This is a genomic window from Sphingobium sp. WCS2017Hpa-17 (assembly GCF_031843765.1).
Classification (GTDB): domain Bacteria; phylum Pseudomonadota; class Alphaproteobacteria; order Sphingomonadales; family Sphingomonadaceae; genus Sphingobium.
Genome location: NZ_JAVTIV010000002.1, coordinates 272,582 through 293,112, shown reverse-complemented (window position 1 = coordinate 293,112; position 20,531 = coordinate 272,582). Strand labels below are relative to the sequence as shown.

The 20,531-nt window shown below is 62.4% G+C and carries 14 protein-coding genes; all 14 read right to left on the bottom strand.

Annotated features, from left to right (window positions below; genetic code table 11):
• Positions 1-11: 11 nt before the first annotated feature.
• Positions 12-1,457, bottom strand: a complete 1,446-nt coding sequence (locus RQH62_RS05575; protein ID WP_311267755.1) for a glycoside hydrolase family 125 protein — start codon at positions 1,455-1,457, stop codon at positions 12-14.
• Between the two features lie 20 nt (positions 1,458-1,477).
• On the bottom strand, positions 1,478-3,757 hold the full coding sequence (locus RQH62_RS05570) for a GH92 family glycosyl hydrolase (RefSeq protein WP_311268103.1): 2,280 nt from the start codon (positions 3,755-3,757) through the stop codon (positions 1,478-1,480).
• Between the two features lie 94 nt (positions 3,758-3,851).
• Positions 3,852-4,916 (bottom strand): glycoside hydrolase family 43 protein, encoded by a 1,065-nt coding sequence (locus tag RQH62_RS05565; protein WP_311267754.1) that lies wholly within the window; start codon positions 4,914-4,916, stop codon positions 3,852-3,854.
• 70 nt (positions 4,917-4,986) lie between these two features.
• A complete protein-coding gene (locus tag RQH62_RS05560) occupies positions 4,987-7,974 on the bottom strand; it encodes a TonB-dependent receptor (RefSeq protein WP_311267753.1) in 2,988 nt (995 codons plus the stop codon).
• 191 nt (positions 7,975-8,165) lie between these two features.
• Positions 8,166-10,100: a sugar-binding domain-containing protein gene (locus tag RQH62_RS05555; RefSeq protein WP_311267752.1), complete on the bottom strand. Its 1,935-nt coding sequence runs from the start codon at positions 10,098-10,100 to the stop codon at positions 8,166-8,168.
• Complete coding sequence (locus RQH62_RS05550) at positions 10,097-12,406, bottom strand: GH92 family glycosyl hydrolase (protein ID WP_311267751.1); 2,310 nt, start codon at positions 12,404-12,406, stop codon at positions 10,097-10,099. Before RQH62_RS05550 ends, RQH62_RS05555 begins: the two co-directional genes overlap by 4 nt.
• Positions 12,407-12,783: 377 nt before the next feature.
• On the bottom strand, positions 12,784-13,185 hold the full coding sequence (locus RQH62_RS05545; RefSeq protein ID WP_311267750.1) for a Dabb family protein: 402 nt from the start codon (positions 13,183-13,185) through the stop codon (positions 12,784-12,786).
• Between the two features lie 4 nt (positions 13,186-13,189).
• On the bottom strand, positions 13,190-14,254 hold the full coding sequence (locus RQH62_RS05540; RefSeq protein ID WP_405053522.1) for a LacI family DNA-binding transcriptional regulator: 1,065 nt from the start codon (positions 14,252-14,254) through the stop codon (positions 13,190-13,192).
• Positions 14,255-14,321: 67 nt separating this feature from the next.
• Positions 14,322-16,004 carry a GMC family oxidoreductase gene (locus tag RQH62_RS05535; protein ID WP_311267748.1) on the bottom strand — a complete coding sequence of 561 codons (1,683 nt, stop codon included), beginning with the start codon at positions 16,002-16,004 and terminating at the stop codon, positions 14,322-14,324.
• Between the two features lie 27 nt (positions 16,005-16,031).
• Positions 16,032-16,877 (bottom strand): sugar phosphate isomerase/epimerase, encoded by an 846-nt coding sequence (locus RQH62_RS05530; protein ID WP_311267747.1) that lies wholly within the window; start codon positions 16,875-16,877, stop codon positions 16,032-16,034.
• Positions 16,874-17,434: a gluconate 2-dehydrogenase subunit 3 family protein gene (locus RQH62_RS05525; protein ID WP_311267746.1), complete on the bottom strand. Its 561-nt coding sequence runs from the start codon at positions 17,432-17,434 to the stop codon at positions 16,874-16,876. The genes RQH62_RS05530 and RQH62_RS05525 overlap by 4 nt, the downstream gene beginning before the upstream one ends.
• Positions 17,431-18,258 (bottom strand): DUF1080 domain-containing protein, encoded by an 828-nt coding sequence (locus tag RQH62_RS05520; protein WP_311267745.1) that lies wholly within the window; start codon positions 18,256-18,258, stop codon positions 17,431-17,433. The genes RQH62_RS05525 and RQH62_RS05520 overlap by 4 nt, the downstream gene beginning before the upstream one ends.
• Positions 18,259-18,277: 19 nt before the next feature.
• Positions 18,278-19,192: a TIM barrel protein gene (locus RQH62_RS05515; protein ID WP_311267744.1), complete on the bottom strand. Its 915-nt coding sequence runs from the start codon at positions 19,190-19,192 to the stop codon at positions 18,278-18,280.
• Positions 19,189-20,445, bottom strand: coding sequence for an MFS transporter (locus RQH62_RS05510; RefSeq protein WP_311267743.1), 1,257 nt, complete (start codon positions 20,443-20,445; stop codon positions 19,189-19,191). Before RQH62_RS05510 ends, RQH62_RS05515 begins: the two co-directional genes overlap by 4 nt.
• Positions 20,446-20,531 lie beyond the last annotated feature (86 nt).

The window sequence follows — 20,531 nt, the reverse complement described above, 5'->3', positions numbered from 1 at the left end:
ATCCTCTCCCCTTATGCGAAGCGCTGCGCCAGCAGGGCGGGCCTGCGCTTTTCGATGTCCAGTATCAGGTCGCCGAACAGGCCATTGGCCCAGGCGAACCAACTGCGGGTGAAGTTGGCCGGATCATCCTTATGGAAGCTTTCGTGCATGAAACCAGTGCCGCCATGGGTGGCGCGCAACCATGTCAGGCATTGGCGCAGCGTCGCATCGTCATGACTGATGAGGGCGCGGGTGATGAGCGACATCGGCCAGATCATGTCCATGCCGATATGCGGGCCGCCTATGCCCTGCGCCGCCGAACCGGCGAAGAAATAAGGGTTGCGATCGCTCCACGCCAGCGCGGCGGTGCGTTGCCATAGCGGATCGCTCCGGTCGGCCGCGCCCAACAAAGGCAGGCCCGACAGGCTCGGCACATTGGCGTCGTCCATGAAGATCGCATTGCCATAACCGTCCACTTCGAACGCCCAGACCTTGCCGCCCTTCCCGTCGTCCATCTGGCCATGGGCCTTGAGCGCCGCGTCCACCTCCGCCGCGAGCGCCGCGCAATCCTGCGCCGCCGCCGCGTCGCCGCGTGCCTCGCTCAAGACCTGCGCCAACATCCGCAGCGCGGACACCGCGAACAAGTTGGACGGGATCAGGAAGGGATAGAGGCAGGCGTCGTCCGACGGGCGGAAACCGGAATGGATCAGGCCGACCTTGCGCGTGGGCGCGCCATAGCCGTCGAACATCAGGGTTTCGGTGGGCGACTTGTCGATCCGCTGGAAATGATAGGGACCGGGGCCATCCTTGCGCTGTTGTTCGCGCAAGGTGGCGACGGCCATTGCCATCCCCTTCGCCCAGAGCGCGTCGAAGGGCGCCTTGTCCTTCGTCGCGGTCCAATAGGCGTGGGACAGGCGCATGGGGTAGCAGAGGCTGTCTATCTCCCATTTCCGTTCGGCGACGCCTGGTTTCATGTCGGTCTTGTCCGAAATGGCGGGCAGGCTGGAGCGGGCCGCCGGGTCTTTCATATAGGCGTTGGCATAGGGGTCGATCAGGATGCAGCGCGCCTGCCGCTGAATGAGGCCATGGAACAGGCGGCGCAGGTCGGCGTCCTTCGGCGTCAGGTGGACATAGGTCTGCGCCTGCGCCGAACTGTCGCGCAGCCACATGGCGTCGATGTCGCCGGTGATGACGAAGGCGTCGGGCTTGCCGTCCACCGTCCCGGCAAAGACCGTGGTGTCGAGCGTGTTGGGATAGCAGTTCTCGAACAGCCAGCGCAATTCAGGATCGGCGATCTTTGCCTTCACCCGCGCTACTTCCGCCTCCACTGCTCGACTCACGAAACGGCGGTCGCCCTTTGGCGGGCGTTTGGTCGGGAATGCGCTGGCACTGGCTGCACCGGGGGAGGATTGGGGGATGGTAGCAGCCAGTGCCAGCGCTCCGGCGCCGGTGATGACGTCGCGGCGCCGGAAACTCATGGGGTTGATCCTCTCGTTTCTTATTTGGGCTTGCTCATGGAGAAGGGCGCGTCGGCCTTGGCCGCGCCCCACGCCTTGTTAGGCTGCGCGCCCATGACGAAGCGCAAGGTGCCGCCCTTCTGCAATTCTTCACGCGGCAGCCACGGCTTGTTCCATGGCTGGCCGTTCAGCGTCACCGACTGGATATAGACATTGGTGGCGCTGTTGTTTTCGGCCTCCACCGTCAGCGTCTTGCCGCCCGGCATGGTGAGGGTCACGCGGCGGAAGAGCGGGCTGCCGATCGCATATTGGCCGACCGTGGGCGTCACCGGGTAGAAGCCCAGCGCCGAGAAGACATACCATGCCGACGTCTGGCCATTATCCTCATCGCCCGGATAGCCATCGGGCGTCGGGGCATAGAGTTTACGCATGACGTCGCGGACATGGCTCTGCGTCTTCCACGGGGCGCCCGCCCAGTCGTAGAGATAGATCATATGCTGGATCGGCTGATTGCCATGGGCATATTGCCCCATGTCCACGATCTGCATTTCGCGGATTTCGTGGATCACCTGCCCATAATAGCTGTCGTCGAAGATCGGCGGCGTGGTGAAGATGCTGTCCAGCCGGTCCACGAATTTCGCGTCGCCGCCCATCAGGTCAATGAGGCCCTGCACATCCTGCATCACCGACCAGCTGTAATGGAGCGCATTGCCCTCCGTGAAGGCGTCGCCCCATTTATAGGGATTGAAGTTCGCGCTCCACGACCCGTCCCTGTTGCGGCCGCGCATCCAGCCGCTCTGCTGGTCATAGAGCTTGCGGAAATTCTGGGCGCGGGCGGCGTAAAGTCTGGCGTCGGCGGTCTTGCCCAGCTGCGTGGCGAGGCGCGACAGCGCGAAGTCCGCGGTCGCATATTCCAGCGTGCGGGCGGCATTTTCATTGATGCCGACATCATAGGGCACATAGCCCAGATCGTTATAATATTCGACGCCTTCGCGGCCGACAGCGGTCAGCGTCCTGCCCTTCGCATCGGTGGGGCGGCCCTTTGAGGTGGTCGCGTTCTTGACCATCGCTTCATAGAGGGTGTTCACGTCGAAGCCGCGCACGCCATTGGCATAGGCGTCGGCGATCAGGATCGCGCTGTTCGACCCGATCATGACGTTGCGATGACCGGGGCTGGCCCATTCGGGCAGCCAGCCCGATTGCTTGTAGGTGTTGACCAGACCCTGCATGATCTGCCCGTCCAGTTCCGGGTACATCAGCGCGAAGAAGGGGAATACGGCGCGCCACGTGTCCCAGAAACCATTGTCGGTATAGAGGGGGCCGGGATGCACTTTCCCGTCATAGGGGCTGTAGTGGACCTGCTTCCCCTGCCCGTCTATCTCGTGGAAAGCGCGGGGGAATTGCAGCATCCGGTAGAGCGCGGAATAGAAGGTGCGGCGGTTGTCGATGTCGGGATCTTCCACTCTGATCCGCTGAAACTCCTTTTCCCAGACCTGTTTCGCCTTTTCCTTCGTCGCGTCGAAACTGCCGCTGCCGACTTCGCTTTCCAGATTGCGCAGCGCCTGCTCCGCGCTGATGAAGGAGGAGGCGACCTTGACGCCGATCTGCTCGCCCTTTTGCGTCTTGAAGCTGATGACCGCGCCGACATGATCGCCTTCGCGCTGGGCGGTGGCGTCGATGGTCCCTCTGCCATCCCATGTCTGGCCGACCGTGAAGTCATGGTCGAACTGCGCCACGAAATAGTTGCGGAAATTGTCCGGCACGCCGCCCTTGTTGTTGCGGACATAGCCGGTGATGCGGCGGTTGGCCGCATCGATCTTCACCATCGATCCGCCGGCATAGGCGTCCAGCAGGATATGGGACTGGTCGCTCTGCGGAAAGGTGAAGCGGAACTGGGCGGCGCGGCTGGTGGGCGCGACCTCCGCCGTCACGTCATAGTCGGCGAGATAGACCTTGTAGCTGTAGGGGTGGCTTTCCTCCGCCTTGTGGCTGTACCAGGATGCGCGCTCCTCCTCCTTCACCTTGACCGCGCCGGTTTCGGCGAACAGGGCGAAGGCGGCATAATCGCCCATCCACGGACTGGGCTGATGCGTCTGCTTGATGCCGTTCAGCTTGTGCGCGTCATAGCTATAGGCCCAGCCATTGCCCATCTTGCCGGTGACGGGGGTCCAGAAATTCATGCCCCATGGCACGGCGACGGCGGGATAGGTGTTGCCGTAGGACAGTTCGTAGCTGCTGTCCGTGCCCATCAGCGGGTTGGCGAGGTCTACCAGCGCAGGCGCCGCCTGCGGCGCGCGCCCACCATGTGCGGGTTCCGCCATGGGTGTCCCCTGCCCGCTCGCCAAGCTCGTCAGCGCCAGCAGGGATGCGCCCATGATGAAGCCAATGGCTCTGCGGAGATTCTTCACGCTCACTTCACTCCCCTGCTTTGTTCGTGCGCGGCGGCTTTTGCGGCGCCACGCCTTCGTTCGTCATCACCACGGCACGGATGCTGCCGTCCGCTTCAAAGATCAGCCGTTCCAGCGCCACCTGCCGATGTTCGCCGACATCATCGCCGATCGGGCGGCGATGATAGGCGATATACCAGTCGTCCGTCCCCGGAATGTTGAGCACCGAATGATGGCCCGCGCCGCGTGCGATGCGGAAATCCTGCGCCAATATCCGGCCCTTGGGCGTAAAGGGGCCGAGCGCGGTGGGACCGGTGGCGTAGGCGACGGCGTAGTCCGGGCCGGTCCAGCCGCCTTCGGACCACATGAAATAATAGGTTCCGTTCCGCTTGATGACGAAGCTGCCCTCGACATAGCCGGGCTGGGTGATTTCGCGGTAGGTGGTGCCGTCTTCGAAGGGGACCACGGACTTCAGATCGGCGCTCAGTTTGACAACGTTGCAATGCTTCCAGCCGCCATAAAAGAGATAGACCTGTCCATCATCGTCGCGAAAGACGAAGGGGTCGATCGGCTGCGCGCCATTGTGGAACTTGTCGATCAGAGGCTTGCCGATGGCGTCGCGGAACGGGCCGCCGGGATGGTCGGCGACGGCGAGGCCGATGCCGCCCACCTCCATATCCGACTGAATGTCGTTGGCGCTGAAGAACATATAATAGCGCCCGCCCTGTTCGATGACCGTAGGCGCCCAGATCGCTTTGTACGCCCAGGGAATATTCGCGACGTCCAGCACATGGTCATGCTTTTTCCAGCGGACCAGATCGGGCGAGGAAAAGGCGTTGAAGAAGGTCTGATAGAGATAGGAGGGGCGGATGGAGCTGGCCTTGCGCGCCTTTGCCTGCTGCGGCGTGAAGCGCTTCGTCAGGTCGGGCGCGCCGTCATGGGCGCTGTAGGTGGGGTAGATCCAGTATTGCCCGTCAAAGGCGCGGATTTCCGGGTCCGCATAATAGCCGGGCAGCGCCGGATTGCCCGCGATCGCGGCTATCGGCAGCAGCGCCGCCGCGCCCGCCATCCACCATGTCAACCGACGCCCCAAATCCCTGCTCCCCGTTTCAAAAAGTGCGGGGCGGATGCGTGCAGACATCCGCCCCTTCGGTGCGACCCGGTCAGAAATTATAGGTCACGCCGACATAGGCACGCCGCCCGGCATAGACGTTCGAATAGAAACGATCCTTCGTGTCATTGCCCAGATGCTGCCGCTGTTCCGATTTGGTCAGGTTGATGACCGACGCCGTCAACGAAAGCTTTTCATTGATATTGTAGGAGGCATTGAGGTCCACCTGCTCATAGGGGTCGTCATAGATGTTGAGGCCCGACGCAATGCCGCGCACCACCTTGCCACGGCGGTTATAGGAGGCGCGGACCAGGAACTTGTCGGTTTCCCAGAAGAGCGAGGCATTAAGCTGGGTCTTGGCGCTGCCGACCAGCGGCGATGTGCCGACCGTCTGGCCGCCGAGCGCGATGTCCGCGACCGATGTGTCATTAAAGGTGAAGTTGACCTGCGCGCCGAGGCCGAAGGGCAAGGTATGCTGGGCATAAAGTTCGATGCCCTGCGACTTGGCCTTGGAGCCGTTGGCCTGTGTCGAATATTGCTGGACCACCACCGTCTCGCCCGCGACGGTCTGGGTGAGGTCGAGCACCAGCGGCACGATGAAGTCCGACACATCCTTGCGGAACAGGGTGGCACCCAGCACCGATCCCTGATGGAAATACCATTCGATGCCAAGGTCATATTGCCAGGCGGAGAAAGGCTTCAGGTCGAAATTGCCGCCATTGCCGAACCAGCCGGGCCGCGCGCCAAACTGCTGACGGTCATAGACGAAGGCATCGGAGTTGAAGGTCAGCGAACGGGCGCCAGCCAAGTCATTATAGCCGGGCCGTGCGATCACCTTCGACACCGCGCCGCGCAGGACAAGATCGGGGCGGACTTCCCATGAGACGTTGAAGCTGGGCAGGAAATCCGTGTAGCTCTTCGATTCATCGACCGCGCTGAAGACGCGGCGTTCACGATCGTCGAGCGGGATGACCAGGCAGTTGCCGTCCGCGCCCTGCGGCGGCGGGGAGAAGGGACCGCCCGGCCCGTTCACGCAATAATCGTCCTGATAATAGAGCGTGTCGGTCGACCGACCGGTCTGTTTGGTATTGACGATGCGCAGGCCCAGATTGCCGCGTAGCGTATCGGTCTTGAAATTAACCTGTGCATAGCCGGCCCAGATCTTTTCCCCGATACGGTAGAGATTCTGATCCTCTTCTACCCGAACGGAATCGCCATAGGTGCTATTGAGATAGTCCAGATAATTGCCGAAATTGATACCAGGGAAGGAACTGGCGGTGAAGCCGCCCGGAATATTGCCCATCGACTTGTCGTAGAAGAATTCCGGCCGCGCCACGGCGCCGCCCGGCGTATCCTGATAGCGGATCTTGTTTTCGGCATCGGCATACCATTCGGCCCGACCGATCTTGCGGCTGACCTTGCCATCGCGCCATTTGGCACCGACCTGCACGGAGTCGATGAAACTATCGAAGGACCGGGTCAGGTCGACCTGCGCATAGGTTTGTTCGATCAGGCTGTTGGTATAGCTGCCCCCGGTCGATCCGACGTCGATCTGGGCGATGCCGTTCATGATATTCTGCTGCAACTCCGGCGAAAATTGCATGTCGACCGAGCCGTTTTTGAATGCCCAGTCGCTGACCAGATTGCCGTTGGTGTTTTGCGTCGCCGTGGTCAGGCGTGGCTTGGCCGCTACGCTGAAACGCAGCGAAGGACCACCGGTCGCGCGCGTCTTGCCGACCACGAAGCTGGCCTTAAACCGGTCATGTTCATATTCGCCATTGATGTCGAAGGTGTTCGACGTGATTTTTTCGCGGCTATACTGGCCTGACAACTGCGGCGTTTCCATGGTGCAGGGCGTGGCCTGCGCCAGGCATCCCGTGCCGGCAGGAGGAACGGCGAAGTTCGCGCCTTGCAGGATCGTGCCGCTGTCGTCGAAGGTGCCGCCGGTGAAGAAATTGCGATAACCCCATTCGGGAATCTTCAGCACGTTCGACGTGAAGTTGTTCTTGATCTGAAAGCGGAAATAATTGGCGGTCAGCGTCAACTCGTCGGTCGGTTTCCATTGGGCCGTCGCCTGAATGCCCAGACGCTTGCGCTGCTGGTCCTGAATCGACTGGCTGACCGCCTGCGGCGCCCAATAACCCGAATAGCGGGTACCATCCTGCGTCGTGGCGCCGGTATTTTCTGCCCAATAGGTGATCGCGTCGTCATTGGCATAGGGGTTGCCGTTGACGTCTGTCGCCGGCTCATTGGCGCGGTCATAGGTCCACCAGGACCAGGTTTCGGTCCCGGCCGACAAGGTCCGGTTACGCCGTTCCTGATAGGTGGCGCCAACCAATATGCCGAATGTCTCATCGGCATTGCGCCAGCTCAACTGGCCGGACACTTGCGGCTCGAACTTCTTGGACACGTCGGCATAGACGCCTTCGGCCGAGACGAAGCCGGTCCAGGGTTCCAGATCGAGCGGACGACGGGTCTTGAGGATGACGGTGCCGCCGACGCCGCCTTCGTCCAGCCGCGCTTCGGGCGACTTGAAGGTTTCGACGCTGGAGATCATGTTCGCGGGCAGCAGCGTATAGTTGAACGAGCGCGACGGATCGCCGCTATCGGCAGAAGCGATGAAATTGCCGTTCAGCTGGGTCAGTGTCAGGTCGGAGCTGAGACCGCGAATGCTGACTTTCGATCCTTCGCCGCCATCGCGCTCGATGATGACACCCGGCACGCGCTGCAACGAGTCGGCCACATTCTTGTCAGGGAATTTACCGATATCCTCTGCCGTGATGACATCGACAAAGGCATTGGCCTCGCGCTTCTGACGCAGGCTCTGTTCGATCGACTGGCGATAGCCGGTGACGACGATGGTGCCATCCGGCGCGGCGTCCTGCGGAGCGGCGGCTGGCTGCTGCGTGGGCGTGGCAGCGGGGGCATCCTGCGCCTGCGCGGCAGTAACGACACCCATGAGGCTGACCGAAACCAGCAAAGCGCGCGCCAACCGGGCACGGCCCGAACCAAGGCGAGTTTCCTCACATCCAATAGTCATTTCAGCACCCTCCCAAGGGTTTTGGGCGGTATCCGCCCTTGTTCGATTTATGATGGGAGAGGCGACGGCTCGGAACGGTTCCGGCCACAACCCCTGTCCATCGCCAATATCAGATTAAAAAAAGAAATTTGTCAATTAAATTAAAAGCGGCGCAATGTTTCGGATATCGGGCTGCTTTCCGTCTCCCAATGTCAGGGCGTTGCGTCCCACAGAGGCGCGGCGATCTTCGCCAGATCCTCCGCCTTCGCCTTAGCCTGCGCGCGGTCGTAGGTGAGGAGGCCGTTGATTTCGTCCTCCACATCGCTGGTCTGGGTATAGACGGCGGCGGACAGGCCATGCTGCTTCGCCTGCCGCACCACCTCCTCCATCTTGGCGCGATATCGGGTCAGATAATCGCCGTCGCCGCCCGCCACCTGATAGCTCCACAGCGACTTGCCCGGCTTCCACAAATGGCCCTTCATTGGCAGGCCGACACCGCCATATTCGCCTAACACGATGGCCCGATCGGCATGGCGCGCGGGGACATTGGGCTTGTCCTCATAGGTGTGGATGTCGAACACATCCGACACGCCGGGGGCGACGTCCATCCAGCCGCTGTTCGCATCGACCAGTCGGCTGGGGTCCAGCCCCTTGACCGTGCGGGACAGGGTGTCGCTGTCGAACTGGCCCCAGCCTTCGTTATTCACGACCCAAAGCACGATGGAGGGGAAAGCGCGCAGATTGCCCACCATGCGGGTGAGTTCATCGATATGGTCGGCCATGGTGGCGGACGGGAAGATCGCCTGTCCCTGACTGCTGCCGGCGACGAACTGATCCTCCCCCCCGCCCGATGGCATGTCCTGCCAGATCATCATGCCGAGCCTGTCGGCGTCGTAATAATAGCGTGCCGGTTCGACCTTGATATGTTTGCGGACCATGTTGAAGCCCGCTTTCTTGAGGAAGAGGAGGTCGCTCTTCATCGCCTCTTCCGAGGGCGGGGTCAGCAGGCCGTCGGGCCACCAGCCCTGATCCAGCGTGCCGTTATGGAAAAGCGGTTTGTTATTGAGCAGCAGCACCGGCTGGCCGCGCACCGCCCCCTGCCCCACCGAAATCTTGCGCATCGCAAAATAGGTCTGGACGCTGTCGCGGGGCACGCCATCAGACTGCGCAGCGGCGTAGCGTTGCGTCTCCGCCAGCGTGAAGCGGACGTCATAGGCCATGCGGTCGCGGTCGGTCTGGCCAGCATAGGGATCGCGCACGGTGATGAGTTCGGCCTTGAGATCGTACAGGAACGGATCGTCGGGCGACCACAGATGCGCGTTCGGGATCGGCAGGGTCGCATGGCGGTTGCCACGTAGGATCGTGGTCGCGACGACCTTGCCCCCGCTGCTGGCGGTAAGGCGCACGGCGTCGGTGTCGCTGGCCCAGTTGCTGAGCGCGACGTCCACTTCCACCACGCCCCGGTCGATGTCGGCGGTGGCGCGCACGTCGGCGATGTGCAGTTTGGGCACCGGCTCGATCCACACCGTCTGCCATATGCCGCTGACCGCCGTGTACCAGATGCCGCTGGGGTCGAGCGATTGCTTGCCGCGCGGCTGGGTGCCCGCCGAATTGGGATCGGCCACCTGCACCATCACTTCATTGTCGCCCGGTTTCAGATAGTCGGTGATGTCGAAGCCGAAGGCGTCGAAGCCGCCTTTGTGCCCGCCCACCGGCGCGCCGTTGACCATGATTTGCGATGCATAATCGACCGCGCCGAAATTCAGCATGATCCGCTGCCCCGCCCAGTTGGCGGGCACGGTGAAGCTGCGTTTGTACCATAGCCGTTGGTCAGGCGTCAGTTTTCGCGCGACCCGTGACAGGCGGGATTCGACCGGGAAAGGCACCAATATCTGCCCGTCCATCCTGTCCGGCCGGGCCACGGCAGGCGCGGTGATCGCATAGTCCCACAGGCCGTTGAGATTGCGCCATTCGCGCCGCTGGAGTTGCGGCCGGGGATAGCTTTGCCAGACATTATCGGGGGTCACGCCCTTGCCCCAGATGGTGGTCAGGTCGCTGGTATAGGTGGCGTCGCCTTGCGCGATGGCCGCCGGGGCCACCGCGACGGAAAGGGCCAGCAGGGCCGGGCCGAAAAAGCGCATGGTCATTTCCCCTTGGTCTGGTCGTCGGACATGGAAGGCGCGGTCGCCTGTGGCGCGCTGCCCCATCGCATGTTCGGTTTCGGCCCCATGACGAAGGCGATCTTTGCCCCGTCCTTTATGTCGGCATGGCGGAACCAGGGCTTGTCCCATGGCCGGCCGTTCAGCGTCATCGACTGGATATAGATATTGGCGGCGCTATTATTCTGCGCGCTGATCTCCAGCCGCTTGCCGCCGCCCATTTCCAGCGACACATGGTCGAAGATCGGGCTGCCGATCATATAGACATCGCTGGACGGATCGACGGGGTAGAAGCCCATGGCGCTCATGACATACCAGGAGGATGTCGCGCCCTGATCGTCCATGCCCGCATAGCCGTAGCCGGCGGCGTCGCTGCCATACATGTCGGCAAGGATGCGGCGGACCAGCGCCTGCGTCTTCCATGGCTGGCCCGACCAGTCATAATAATAGGGCACCTGCTGGTCGGGCTGATTGCCGTGCACATATTGACCGATCAGGCCGGTGCAGTCGCGGCATATGCCCTTGGGCGTGTAGGGCGTTCCGAAAAACTGGTCGAGTTTCGCGTTGAACGCTTCGCGACCGCCGAGCAGGGTCATCAGCCCCTTCACATCATGCGGGGCGAGCCAGAGCGTGGACCATCCCGACGCTTCCTTCATCATGAAATTATAATAGGGTTCCTGCGGATCGAAGGGGGCGATCCATTTTCCGTCGGCCGTGCGGCCCCGGATGAAGCCGGTGCCCTTGTCGAAGACATTGGCATAATTTCCGGCGCGTTTCAGGAAGCGGCGCTGGTCCTCCGCCTTCCCCAGCCGCCTGGCATAGTCGGCCAGCGCATGATCGTCCCACGCATATTCCATCGTCTTGGCCGCGCCCGCCTTGCCGCCCGCATAGGGCGGGCTGGGATTGCTGTCGGGCACGATGTCCGCGATCCAGCCATTGCGGTCATATTCCGCCAGATAATCGCGCGGCCCTTTAGGATCGGTCGCGTTCTTACGCAGATAATTCCACACGCCTGCGTAATCGAAATCGACGCCCCGCTTCCACGCGCCCAGATACAGGAACACCGCATTGTCGGCGTGGAAGGAGGTGTTCATATACCCCTTTTCCTGCGCCATTTCATATTCGGACTGCATGATGTCGCGCACCACCTCCGGCTCCATCAGCGTCAGCAGGACGATCTGGTTGCGGCCGGTGTCCCAGAAGGGCACCGGGCCATAGCGGTCATGGGTCGCGACCTGCACTTTGCCATTGCTGTCGGTGAAGCTCTCCCCCTTTTGCGCGATCAACCGGGGGCTGGCGAAGGACTGGAACAGGGTGGAATAGAACATCGCCCGCTGTTTTTCCGTGCCGCCGCTGACCTGCACGCGGCGCAGCAGTCTGTCCCATACGCCCCGCGCCTTTGCATGGACGGCGGCGAAGTCCCAGTCGGGCAGTTCCTGTCGCAGACGCTGTGTCGCCTGTTCGTAACTGGTGCCATGGGCCATGCGGACAAGCACCTTGTCCCCTGCCTTGGTGGCGTAGGTGACGTAGGCCCCGGCATAGGCACCCTCGATCCGGCTTTCGCCGGGCGCGACATGTTTTTCGCCTATGCCCCACCCCTTCGCGTCGCCCGGCGCCTTGCTGAAGACGCCATGGGCGGTGAAAGGACGGGAAAATTCGGCGACGAAATAGCGGCCGTCGATCGACTCCTGCCCCTTCGACAAGCCGCGAATAGTATGGTCGTCCACCACCTCCACCGTGCCGCCATGGCCCGGCAGATTGAGGACGATGTTCGACCGTTCGCTTTGCGGGAAGGCGAACTGCATCAGGCTGGCCCAGCGGGTGCCGGTCAGGTCCACCTGCGTCCGGAATGTGTCGAGATAGACCGAATAGCGGCCGGGCGACGCGACCTCCCGCTTCTTGTCATAATAAGCCTGGCTATAGGCAGGCGGCACCGACCAGTCGCCCACCACCGGCATGATGATGGGTTCGGCATTGCCGCCATAGGTCTGCCCGCCGCCACCGGTGAAGCCGATCATCGTGGGATTGGGATAATGATAGGGCGTCGGCACCCCATTGGGATAGGTCAGCGCGATATTGTTGTTCACCGGCGCGGTTTCGACCGACGCATGGGGCAGGCGCGCCCCCGGAGATGTCTGGCCGGAATAGACCGGCTCGCCGGGCGGCGGCGCATTGCCGATCAGATCCTGCCGGTCGAGCGGCGCTGTGCCGACCAGCGGATTGGCGAGGTCGACGCCGCGCTTGGTCGGTGATTGCGCTGCGCCGATCTGCGCTACGGTCGCGAGCAATCCCATTGCGATAGCGCGTCGAGACCAACGCGACCGTAAAACACCATATGTCAAAGCCATGCCAGTCCGCTCTCTCCTCACCCCAGACGATCTTATGTCGCCCGTTCGGATGGCCGGCAATTTATTAAATCAATTTACTTTGTCAATTCGAAAGGATTGATGGACTACCTCTGTCAGCGATGCGCCAGGATCGGATGGTATCAGGTCGATCCAACAACCTCCGTTCGTTTCGAGCGCAGTCGAGAAACGCTCGCACCGCACTATCTGCTTCTCGACTGCGCTCGAAGCGAACGGATCAAGGTAAAGTCATCAGGCGCCAAACGTCATTGATTGCGCGTTGATGCGGCATCCTCCCACCGCCCGTGGGCGGATGCCATACCGGTTCAGCCCGGTACGATCGCCATGTCGTAGACCACGACTTTCTGCCAAAGTCCTTCGCAGGCTTTGACGAACGCCTGGTGGATCGGATGGTCCTGATAGCTTTTCTGATCCTGCGCATTGTCGAAATACATGAGTTCCGACACGTCATAACTTGAGTCTACGACGTCGCGCTTTTCGGTGCTGGCAGGCACACCGATTTCCAGACGACGGATGACGGGGATATCCCGCAAGGTGCGCAAACCCGCGATTAGCCGGTCGCGATCGGCCTGCGATCCGGGCTGTTTCAGCCAGAAGAAGACATGATGCACCAGTTGTGGTTGCTCCGCCGCCTTTGCCGGCGTCAACGCCATGCCCGCGCCACCCAATGCCACCATGGCTGCCCATTCCCTTCTGCTGGCCTTCATTGCCTCACTCCTTCATAAATTCATGTTCAGGTGCCGCCGCTACGGATTGGCGCTCGACAATGACATGGTCGAAAAGTTCGTCGCTGATGACGGTCTGCTCGGTCCCCTTGCCCAGCGCCGCGATCAGGCATTGGGTCGCGCGAAAGGCCATGTCCTCGACGGGCTGGCGCACCACGGTCAGCGGCGGGAAGATACGCGACGCCAATATCGTGTCGTCGAAACCCGTCACCGTCAGATCGCACGGCAGACGCAGCCCAATGTCATTGGCATGCGCGATGACGCCGGCGGCCAGATCGTCGCTGCTGCATATGATGGCCGTGGGCCGGTCCGGGTTGGATAGCAGCGACTGCGCGGCAGCGATGCCGGACATATAGTCGAAATCGCCATGCTGAACGATCAGCGCCGGTTCTTCAGGCAGGCCATGTTGCGCGAGCGCCGCACGAAAGCCGTCGAGACGCGCGGCGACGACGCTATAAGGATCGGGACCGGCGATATAGGCGATCCGCCTGTGGCCGTTGGCGATCACCCGCTCGGTAATGGCGAACATCGCCGCCCGATTGTCGATGCGGACGGTGGTGATGTCCACCATCGCCGTGCCGGTCGCGATCGTTGCCAGCGGTACGCCCAGCGAAGCTAACGCTGCCGAACCGCTCAGTCGTTCGGCAAAGGGCGGGACCAGCAACAGCGCATCGGCCCCGCTGCGCACCAGGTCCTGCGCGATCCGTTCGGCACTGGCGCGCGCGACATCCTCACCATCGCGCAGGATGAGTTGCAGCCCATGGGCATTGGTGGCCCGCAGCGAACCGACCAGTACCGCATCCAGAAAGGGTGTGCGCCGGTCGTAAATCAGGCCAACGGTCGTCGCCCGTGCCTTGGCCAGACGGCGGGCGGCGAGATTGGGGACATAGCCAAGGTCCGCAATCGCCGCCTGCACCGCCTCGATCGTTGCTGCGCCTGCGCGACCGGCGCCATTGATCACGTTGGACACCGTCATGGCGGATACGCCGGCCCGTTCCGCCACTGCGCGGATAGTCACACCCCTTTGTCGTCGCCTTACCGTCACATCCATGTCCCCCTCGCCCCCCTGATAGCGCCTTGTCGACTGCGTCATAGTGGCGAAAGGGACGGGATGTCGTTCAGACTGTGCCGGCTTTCAGCCCCTTGACCGCATGATCCACGGCGCGCGCCGTCAATGCCATGAAGGTCAGCGACGGATTGACGCAGCTGATCGACGCCATCTGCGCGCCGTCAGTGACGAACAGGTTGGACGCATCATGCGCCTGGCTCCATTTGTTAAGCACCGACGCGCGGGGATCGTCGCCCATGCGTGCGCCGCCCATTTCGTGGATGGCATCGCCGGGCACATGCTCGCGCACGCTGCTTTCGACATTTTTAAGGCCGGCAGCGCGCAGCATCTTTTCGCCCTGCTCGCGGGCGTCGATCATCATCCGCTGCTCATTTTCACGGAAGGTGACGTTGAACCGCATCAGCGGGACACCGAAGCGGTCGGTCTTGTCCGGGTTCAGCGCGACATGATTGTCTTCATAGGGCAGGCATTCACCAAAGGCGCCCATCTGGAATTTCCAGCCGCTATAGCGACGCATGCCTTCCTTCATCGACGCACCGAAGCCGACCGGCCTGGACGGTTCGCGATAGGCGGCACCCTGATAGCCATAGCCCCGTTTGAAACCGACATCGCCCTCCTGGCCATTGTTGCGGAAGCGCGGGACATAGACGCCGCCGGGACGACGACCAAATTCGATGAATTCCTCCATACCGGGGATGTCGCCCTTCACGCCGACGCGGAAGATATGATCCATGACATAGCGGCCGAGCGTACCGCTGGAATCGAAATGGCTGCGCGTGCCGTCGGGCTGGCGCGAGTTCATGAGAATCTGCACCGAACCGAGGGTCGAGGCGTTGAGGAAAACCAGTTTCGCGCTGACCGTTTCGGCCTGCCCCGTCTTGGTGTCGACGAAGCGCACGCCCGTCACCTTCTTGGTCGCGGGATCATATTCCAGATTGGTGACGACCGCGTCGGACCGCAGCGTCAGCCGGCCCGTCGCCCGCGCGGCCGGCAGCGTCACCGCCTGCGTCGAGAAATAGGCGCCGAAGGAACAGCCATTGCCGCACTGGTTGCGGACCTGGCATCTGGTGCGGCCCTGCTCCGGCTTGTCCTCCGTCATGTTGGACAGGCGGGCGTGGATCAACTTCCGGCCGGGAAATTCCGACTCCAGCCTTTGCTTCATCCATTTTTCCGCGATGTTCATCGGCATGGGCGGCTGAAACTGGCTGTCCGGCAGATAGGGGAGGTTTTCCCGCGATCCCGACACGCCGGCATATTTTTCGACATAGTCGTACCAGGGGACGAGGTCGTCATAGGTGATCGGCCAGGCACCACCGATCCCTTCCCGCTTGTTCGCCTCGAAATCGGCGGCGCTCCAGCGGAAGCTCCACCGGCCCCAGATCAGCGACTTGCCGCCGACGGCACCGGGACGGATCCAGTAGAATTTGCTGCCCTCGCCATAATCATAGGGGTTGAGGCGATCATTATTGTAGAAGGCCTGATTGCTCGGCTGCACATAGCCATGTTTGGCGATGAAGTAATCGCTCTCCCGCAAGGCGTCTGGCATGATGTTGCGGGCCGGCACATCATAGGCGGGGCGGCCGTCATAGGTATAGCCTTCACCATGCTCGACCATATGGCCGCGATCCAGCATCAGGACGCGCAGCCCCTTTTCCGTCAATTCCTTGGCGGCCCAGCCACCGCTGATGCCCGTACCGATGACGATCGCATCAAACCTGTCCGTCGAAGCCATGATGATCCTCTCCCAAGGATGAAATGTTTAGAAGCGCAGGCCGCGCAGGGTCTGGAAGCTCTTGCTGATGTCCGGGATATAGGGCGCCGGGCATTGATCATTTTCGACATAGAAATGCCGTACCCCGGCGAGCGCGTTCAGCTTGAACAGGCTGGCGAAGTCGATCGTGCCGGCGCCGACCGCCGTCATGCTGCGATCCGGGCGCATGTCCTTCACATGATAAGCGTAGATGCGGCCGGCGAGACGCTTGATCAGCGCCTGCACATCTTCCCCGGCATGGACCGCCCAGTAAAGGTCCAGTTCGATCTTCACCAGTTCGGGATCGCAGGCCTTGACCAGCCGGTCGAACAGGCTGACGCCGTCGGGTTTCACGGTAAATTCAAAGTCGTGATTATGATAGGCAAAGCCAAGGCCAGCCGCTTTCAATTGCGCGCCGAAGCGGTTGATATTGACCAGCGCTGCGTCCCAGGCAGCCGCTTCGCGATGCTTGTCCACCATATAGGGCAGGATGACCGTGTCAGCGCCCAGCGTCTTGGCCATGGCGACGCTGGCGTCGAAATTGTCGAGCAGCGCGTCATAACCGATATGCAGCGACGGGCTGGTCAGGCCGAGGCGATCCATCGTCTTGCGCAGCAGCTTGTGGTCCATGGCGTCATAGCCGCCACCGCCAAATTCCACCTCGCGATAGCCGATCTTGGCCACCTGCTCCAGCGTGGCGACCGGATCGGCGGAGAAGAGGTCGCGCACGGTATAGAGTTGCAGGCCGACCTTGCGGAGCTGCGCCGCCTGCGCGCCGCCTGCGATGAAGGTCTGGCTGGCGAGCGCGGCGAGGCCACCCGCGCCCAGCAGCATGGAGCGACGATTCATGATCATGCGGAATAGACCTTGTTGACCTGAGCATAGGGGAAGGCGCCATTATATTCGCCGGGTACGGGCAGATATTCGCGTTCCTGCGTCATGCCGATTTCCGATGTATAATAGCCGGTGATGACCAGTTGCCGGAACGCTTCGAAAAACTCGATGCCGTTCGGGATCGCGTCGTTCATCGCCAGCGTCAGCAGGGCGTCCTGCTGTTCCGGCTTGGTATCGACGGCGGGTATCTTGTAATCCTGCCGGCTGCGGGAATCGATTTCCGCTAGGCCCGACAGGATCGGTGCCTGATCCTCCGGCAGCGCCCAGTCGGCCAGCAGCTTTTCGATATAGGCGGGCACCCCTGCCGCAATCGCGCCGGGCGTGTCGGTGGTCGGCAATATGCGCTCGCTCAGCGCCGTCATCAGCGCGCGCTGGTCGGGCGTGAACACCTGGATGCTGGGTGCGCCCTCACTGATCACACCGGCGGGCGCAAGGCCGGCAGCGCGAGCGAGCGGCGCAAAAATCTGCGCGCCGAACAGGGCGAGTACGCCGGCGAGCGCCTGTCTGCGATCCATCATTGTCCTGCCCCTTTCAAATCCTGTGCGATAGCGTCTTCCGGCAAGGGCCGGACCCAGATGTTGCGGAACGATACCGGCGAGTCATGATCCTGAAGCTGGATCGGCGCCTTGTCGCCATGCGCCTGATATTGGGCGATCTTGCGCCAAGCGGTGGTGCCCAGCATCGCCTGATGATTTTGCACCAGCACGCCGTTCAGCAGCACGGTGACATAGGCCGGGCGCGTGACGCTGCCATCCGCGGCGAAGCGGGGCCGTTCGAAGATAATGTCGTAGCTCTGCCATTCGCCGGGCTTGCGCGACGGGTTCACCAGCGGCGGCTTCCACGCATAGACAGCGCCGACCGTGCCGTCGGCATAGGTCGGGTTCTGATAGCCGTCGAGGATCTGCACCTCATAGCGTTGCATGAACCAGATACCGCTATTGCCGCGATCCTGCGATGTCTTGGTCGGCGGGTTGGGCGAACGAAATTCCAGATGCAGCTGGACGTCGCCAAATTCCTGCTTCGATATGAGAGCATTTTCGCCGCCGCTTTCGGCGCGGGACGGGACCGTCAGCACGCCCTTCGCCACCGGCCAAGGCTTGCGCTCGCTGCGCCATGCGTCGAGCGATGTGCCGTCGAACAGGATGATCGCGTCGGACGGCGCGCCGCCCGGTTGCACCGTCGGGGTGACGACCGTGGGGGCCGGCCGGTCGGGATCATGGACATGCCAATTACCGCCCGGCAGGATCGGCGTGTCCTTGAAACCGGGTTTGTCCTGCGCATGGGCCAGCGTGCCTGCCATCAGGCCGAGCGCCATTGCCATGCCGATAGGAATGCGTTTCATCCTCTCGCCTCCTCCTGTCTTATGCTTTGTCGATAGCGCGATAGGCGGCGATCAGGCGATCCTCGCCCTCCCGGCCGCTCACCGAATTGCCATGTTCCATGCCGATCACGCCGCCATAATTGCGCCCGCGCAGCCAGCGGACGATATTGGCATAGTTGATCTCGCCCGTGCCCGGCTCCTTGCGGCCGGGATTGTCGCCGAACTGGATATAGCCGATCTCCGTCCAACAGGCGTCGAGCGTGGGTATCAGATTCCCCGACTGGATCTGCTCATGATAGAGGTCCGCCAATATCTTCACGCCGGGGCTGTTCGCGCCGCGCGCGACGGCATAACCCTGCGCGATCGACTGCATAAAGACGCCGGGATGGTTCGTCCGGGTGTTGAGCGGTTCCATCACCAGCGTCAAACCGTGGGGCGCGACGATATCGCCGGCGCGGCGCATGCAGTCGATGATGCGCGCAGTCTGGATATCCTGCGGCAACTTGCGGTCCATGAAGCCGGTGACGACGGTCGCATGTTTCGCATTGAGGCGCTTGGCGACCTCCACTGAAGAGCGGACGTCGGCGAGGAAGGCTTCGCGCTCGGCATCGTCATTGCTGCCCAGCAGCGGGCGGAAATCCGCCCATTTGGGCATGGAGGCGACGAAGACGCCCATGGTCATGCCGCGCTGGGTCAGCGCCTTTGCCATGGCTTCCTGCTGTTCGACCGGGCGGGCGCGGGCTTCATTATCTTCCCAGGCGGTAAAGCCCTGATCGGCGGCATAGGCAATCTGTTCGAGCAAAGCGCCCCGGCTGGCGAAGCTGCCTTCATGCGGGGCGTAGGCGAGCGAGAAGCGGGCGGCGTTGGAACTGCCCTTGCCGGCGGCTGCGGCGATAGCGGGGGCGGCTGCCACCGCCACGGTCGCGCCGATCATGGTGCGACGGGATATCGTCATGCGCCCGTCCCTCGGTTGGCGGCGCGTCGCTCGGCGAGCCAGATGCCGCCAAAGACGAACAATAGCGTGATCGGCACGAAGGTCAGGCGCGCGAAGGATTGCGATGCGGCGGCATCTTCCACGGCGCGGAGCGCTTCCCCGGTCAGGCGGGTGAAGGCTTCGGGACCACCCGCAATCTCGACCTTCGCGCGGTCGAACATCTCGCCCAGTTGCGGCAGAACGAAGAAGCTGGCGAGCGCGCCCGCCGATCCGACAAGGCCCAGCGCCCAGCTATCGCCGCGCGGATAGCGTTCGGCGACCGAAGCCAGCATGGTCGGCCACATGGCACAGACGCCAAGGCCCCAGACGGTCGAGGCGAGGATGGCGGAGACAGGCGACTGCGCCTGCGACAGCAGGAAGAGGCCGATGGCGGCAAGCAGGCTGGACACCCAGAGCAGACCGGGGTTGGACAGGCGACCGGCGATCTTCCCCGCGAAATGGCGGAAAACGAACATCAGCGCGCTGACATAAACGAGCAGCAATATGCCGCGCATGCCGACGCGATTGGTGAGCGCGACGTCGATCCACTGGCCCGGCGCCAGTTCGGACGAGGCAGTCAGGAACATCGCGCCGAACCAGATGAAGAAGCTGGGGCGGCGGAACACTTCGAGCATCATGTCCTTCATCGCGCGGCTGCCTGCGGTTGCAGGGGGCGCGGGGAAGCTGGTGGTAGCAGCGATCAGCACGACGGCGATGGCGGGGATATAAGCCAGCGCCATGATCGCCTGCCACGGCAAAACCGAGGCGAGAAAGACGCCGGCAAGCCCGCCGACGATCAGACCGCCGGGATACCAGGCGTGCAGCACGTTCAGACGATGGGTCGTGTCGTCAGGATAGAGGCGCGCGGTCAGCGGGTTGATCGACGCTTCGGCAAAGCCCCAGCCGATGCCGCTTAGCAACATGCCGAGCCACACCAGATGATAGATGCCCATGCCGCTGGCAAAGCTGCCTGCGCCGACGATCAGCGTCGTGCCGATCAGGAAGGCGACACCGCAGCCGATCAGGACGCGGCGCACACCCAGCGTATCGAGAAAGGCGCTGACCACGAAGACGGTGATCGAAAAGCCGAGGAAAGCGGAGCCTAGCGCGGCGCCGATCATCTCGCCCGCAGCGATCGGCGCGATCGGGTCGATCCATTCCGCCTTCAGACTGCTGGCGATCGCCGCGCGCAGCGCCGCGCTCATCGACGCGGTGAAGAGCGCCAATACGCTCAACCAAAATAGCCTCTGCCGGTTTATGCCCGTCATGCCCGTTCCTCTACCCTGTGCCCCATATGATGTTTGTTATCGGGGCCTTGATT

Coding starts and splice junctions, on each gene's coding strand:
- RQH62_RS05520 (WP_311267745.1), bottom strand. CDS start 18,258: ATGAAACGCATTCCTATCGGCATGGCAATGGCGCTCGGCCTGATGGCA.
- RQH62_RS05550 (WP_311267751.1), bottom strand. CDS start 12,406: ATGGGATTGCTCGCGACCGTAGCGCAGATCGGCGCAGCGCAATCACCG.
- RQH62_RS05575 (WP_311267755.1), bottom strand. CDS start 1,457: ATGAGTTTCCGGCGCCGCGACGTCATCACCGGCGCCGGAGCGCTGGCA.
- RQH62_RS05515 (WP_311267744.1), bottom strand. CDS start 19,192: ATGACGATATCCCGTCGCACCATGATCGGCGCGACCGTGGCGGTGGCA.
- RQH62_RS05525 (WP_311267746.1), bottom strand. CDS start 17,434: ATGATGGATCGCAGACAGGCGCTCGCCGGCGTACTCGCCCTGTTCGGC.
- RQH62_RS05540 (WP_405053522.1), bottom strand. CDS start 14,254: ATGGATGTGACGGTAAGGCGACGACAAAGGGGTGTGACTATCCGCGCA.
- RQH62_RS05530 (WP_311267747.1), bottom strand. CDS start 16,877: ATGATCATGAATCGTCGCTCCATGCTGCTGGGCGCGGGTGGCCTCGCC.
- RQH62_RS05555 (WP_311267752.1), bottom strand. CDS start 10,100: ATGACCATGCGCTTTTTCGGCCCGGCCCTGCTGGCCCTTTCCGTCGCG.
- RQH62_RS05535 (WP_311267748.1), bottom strand. CDS start 16,004: ATGGCTTCGACGGACAGGTTTGATGCGATCGTCATCGGTACGGGCATC.
- RQH62_RS05570 (WP_311268103.1), bottom strand. CDS start 3,757: ATGGCGGAACCCGCACATGGTGGGCGCGCGCCGCAGGCGGCGCCTGCG.
- RQH62_RS05560 (WP_311267753.1), bottom strand. CDS start 7,974: ATGACTATTGGATGTGAGGAAACTCGCCTTGGTTCGGGCCGTGCCCGG.
- RQH62_RS05545 (WP_311267750.1), bottom strand. CDS start 13,185: ATGAAGGCCAGCAGAAGGGAATGGGCAGCCATGGTGGCATTGGGTGGC.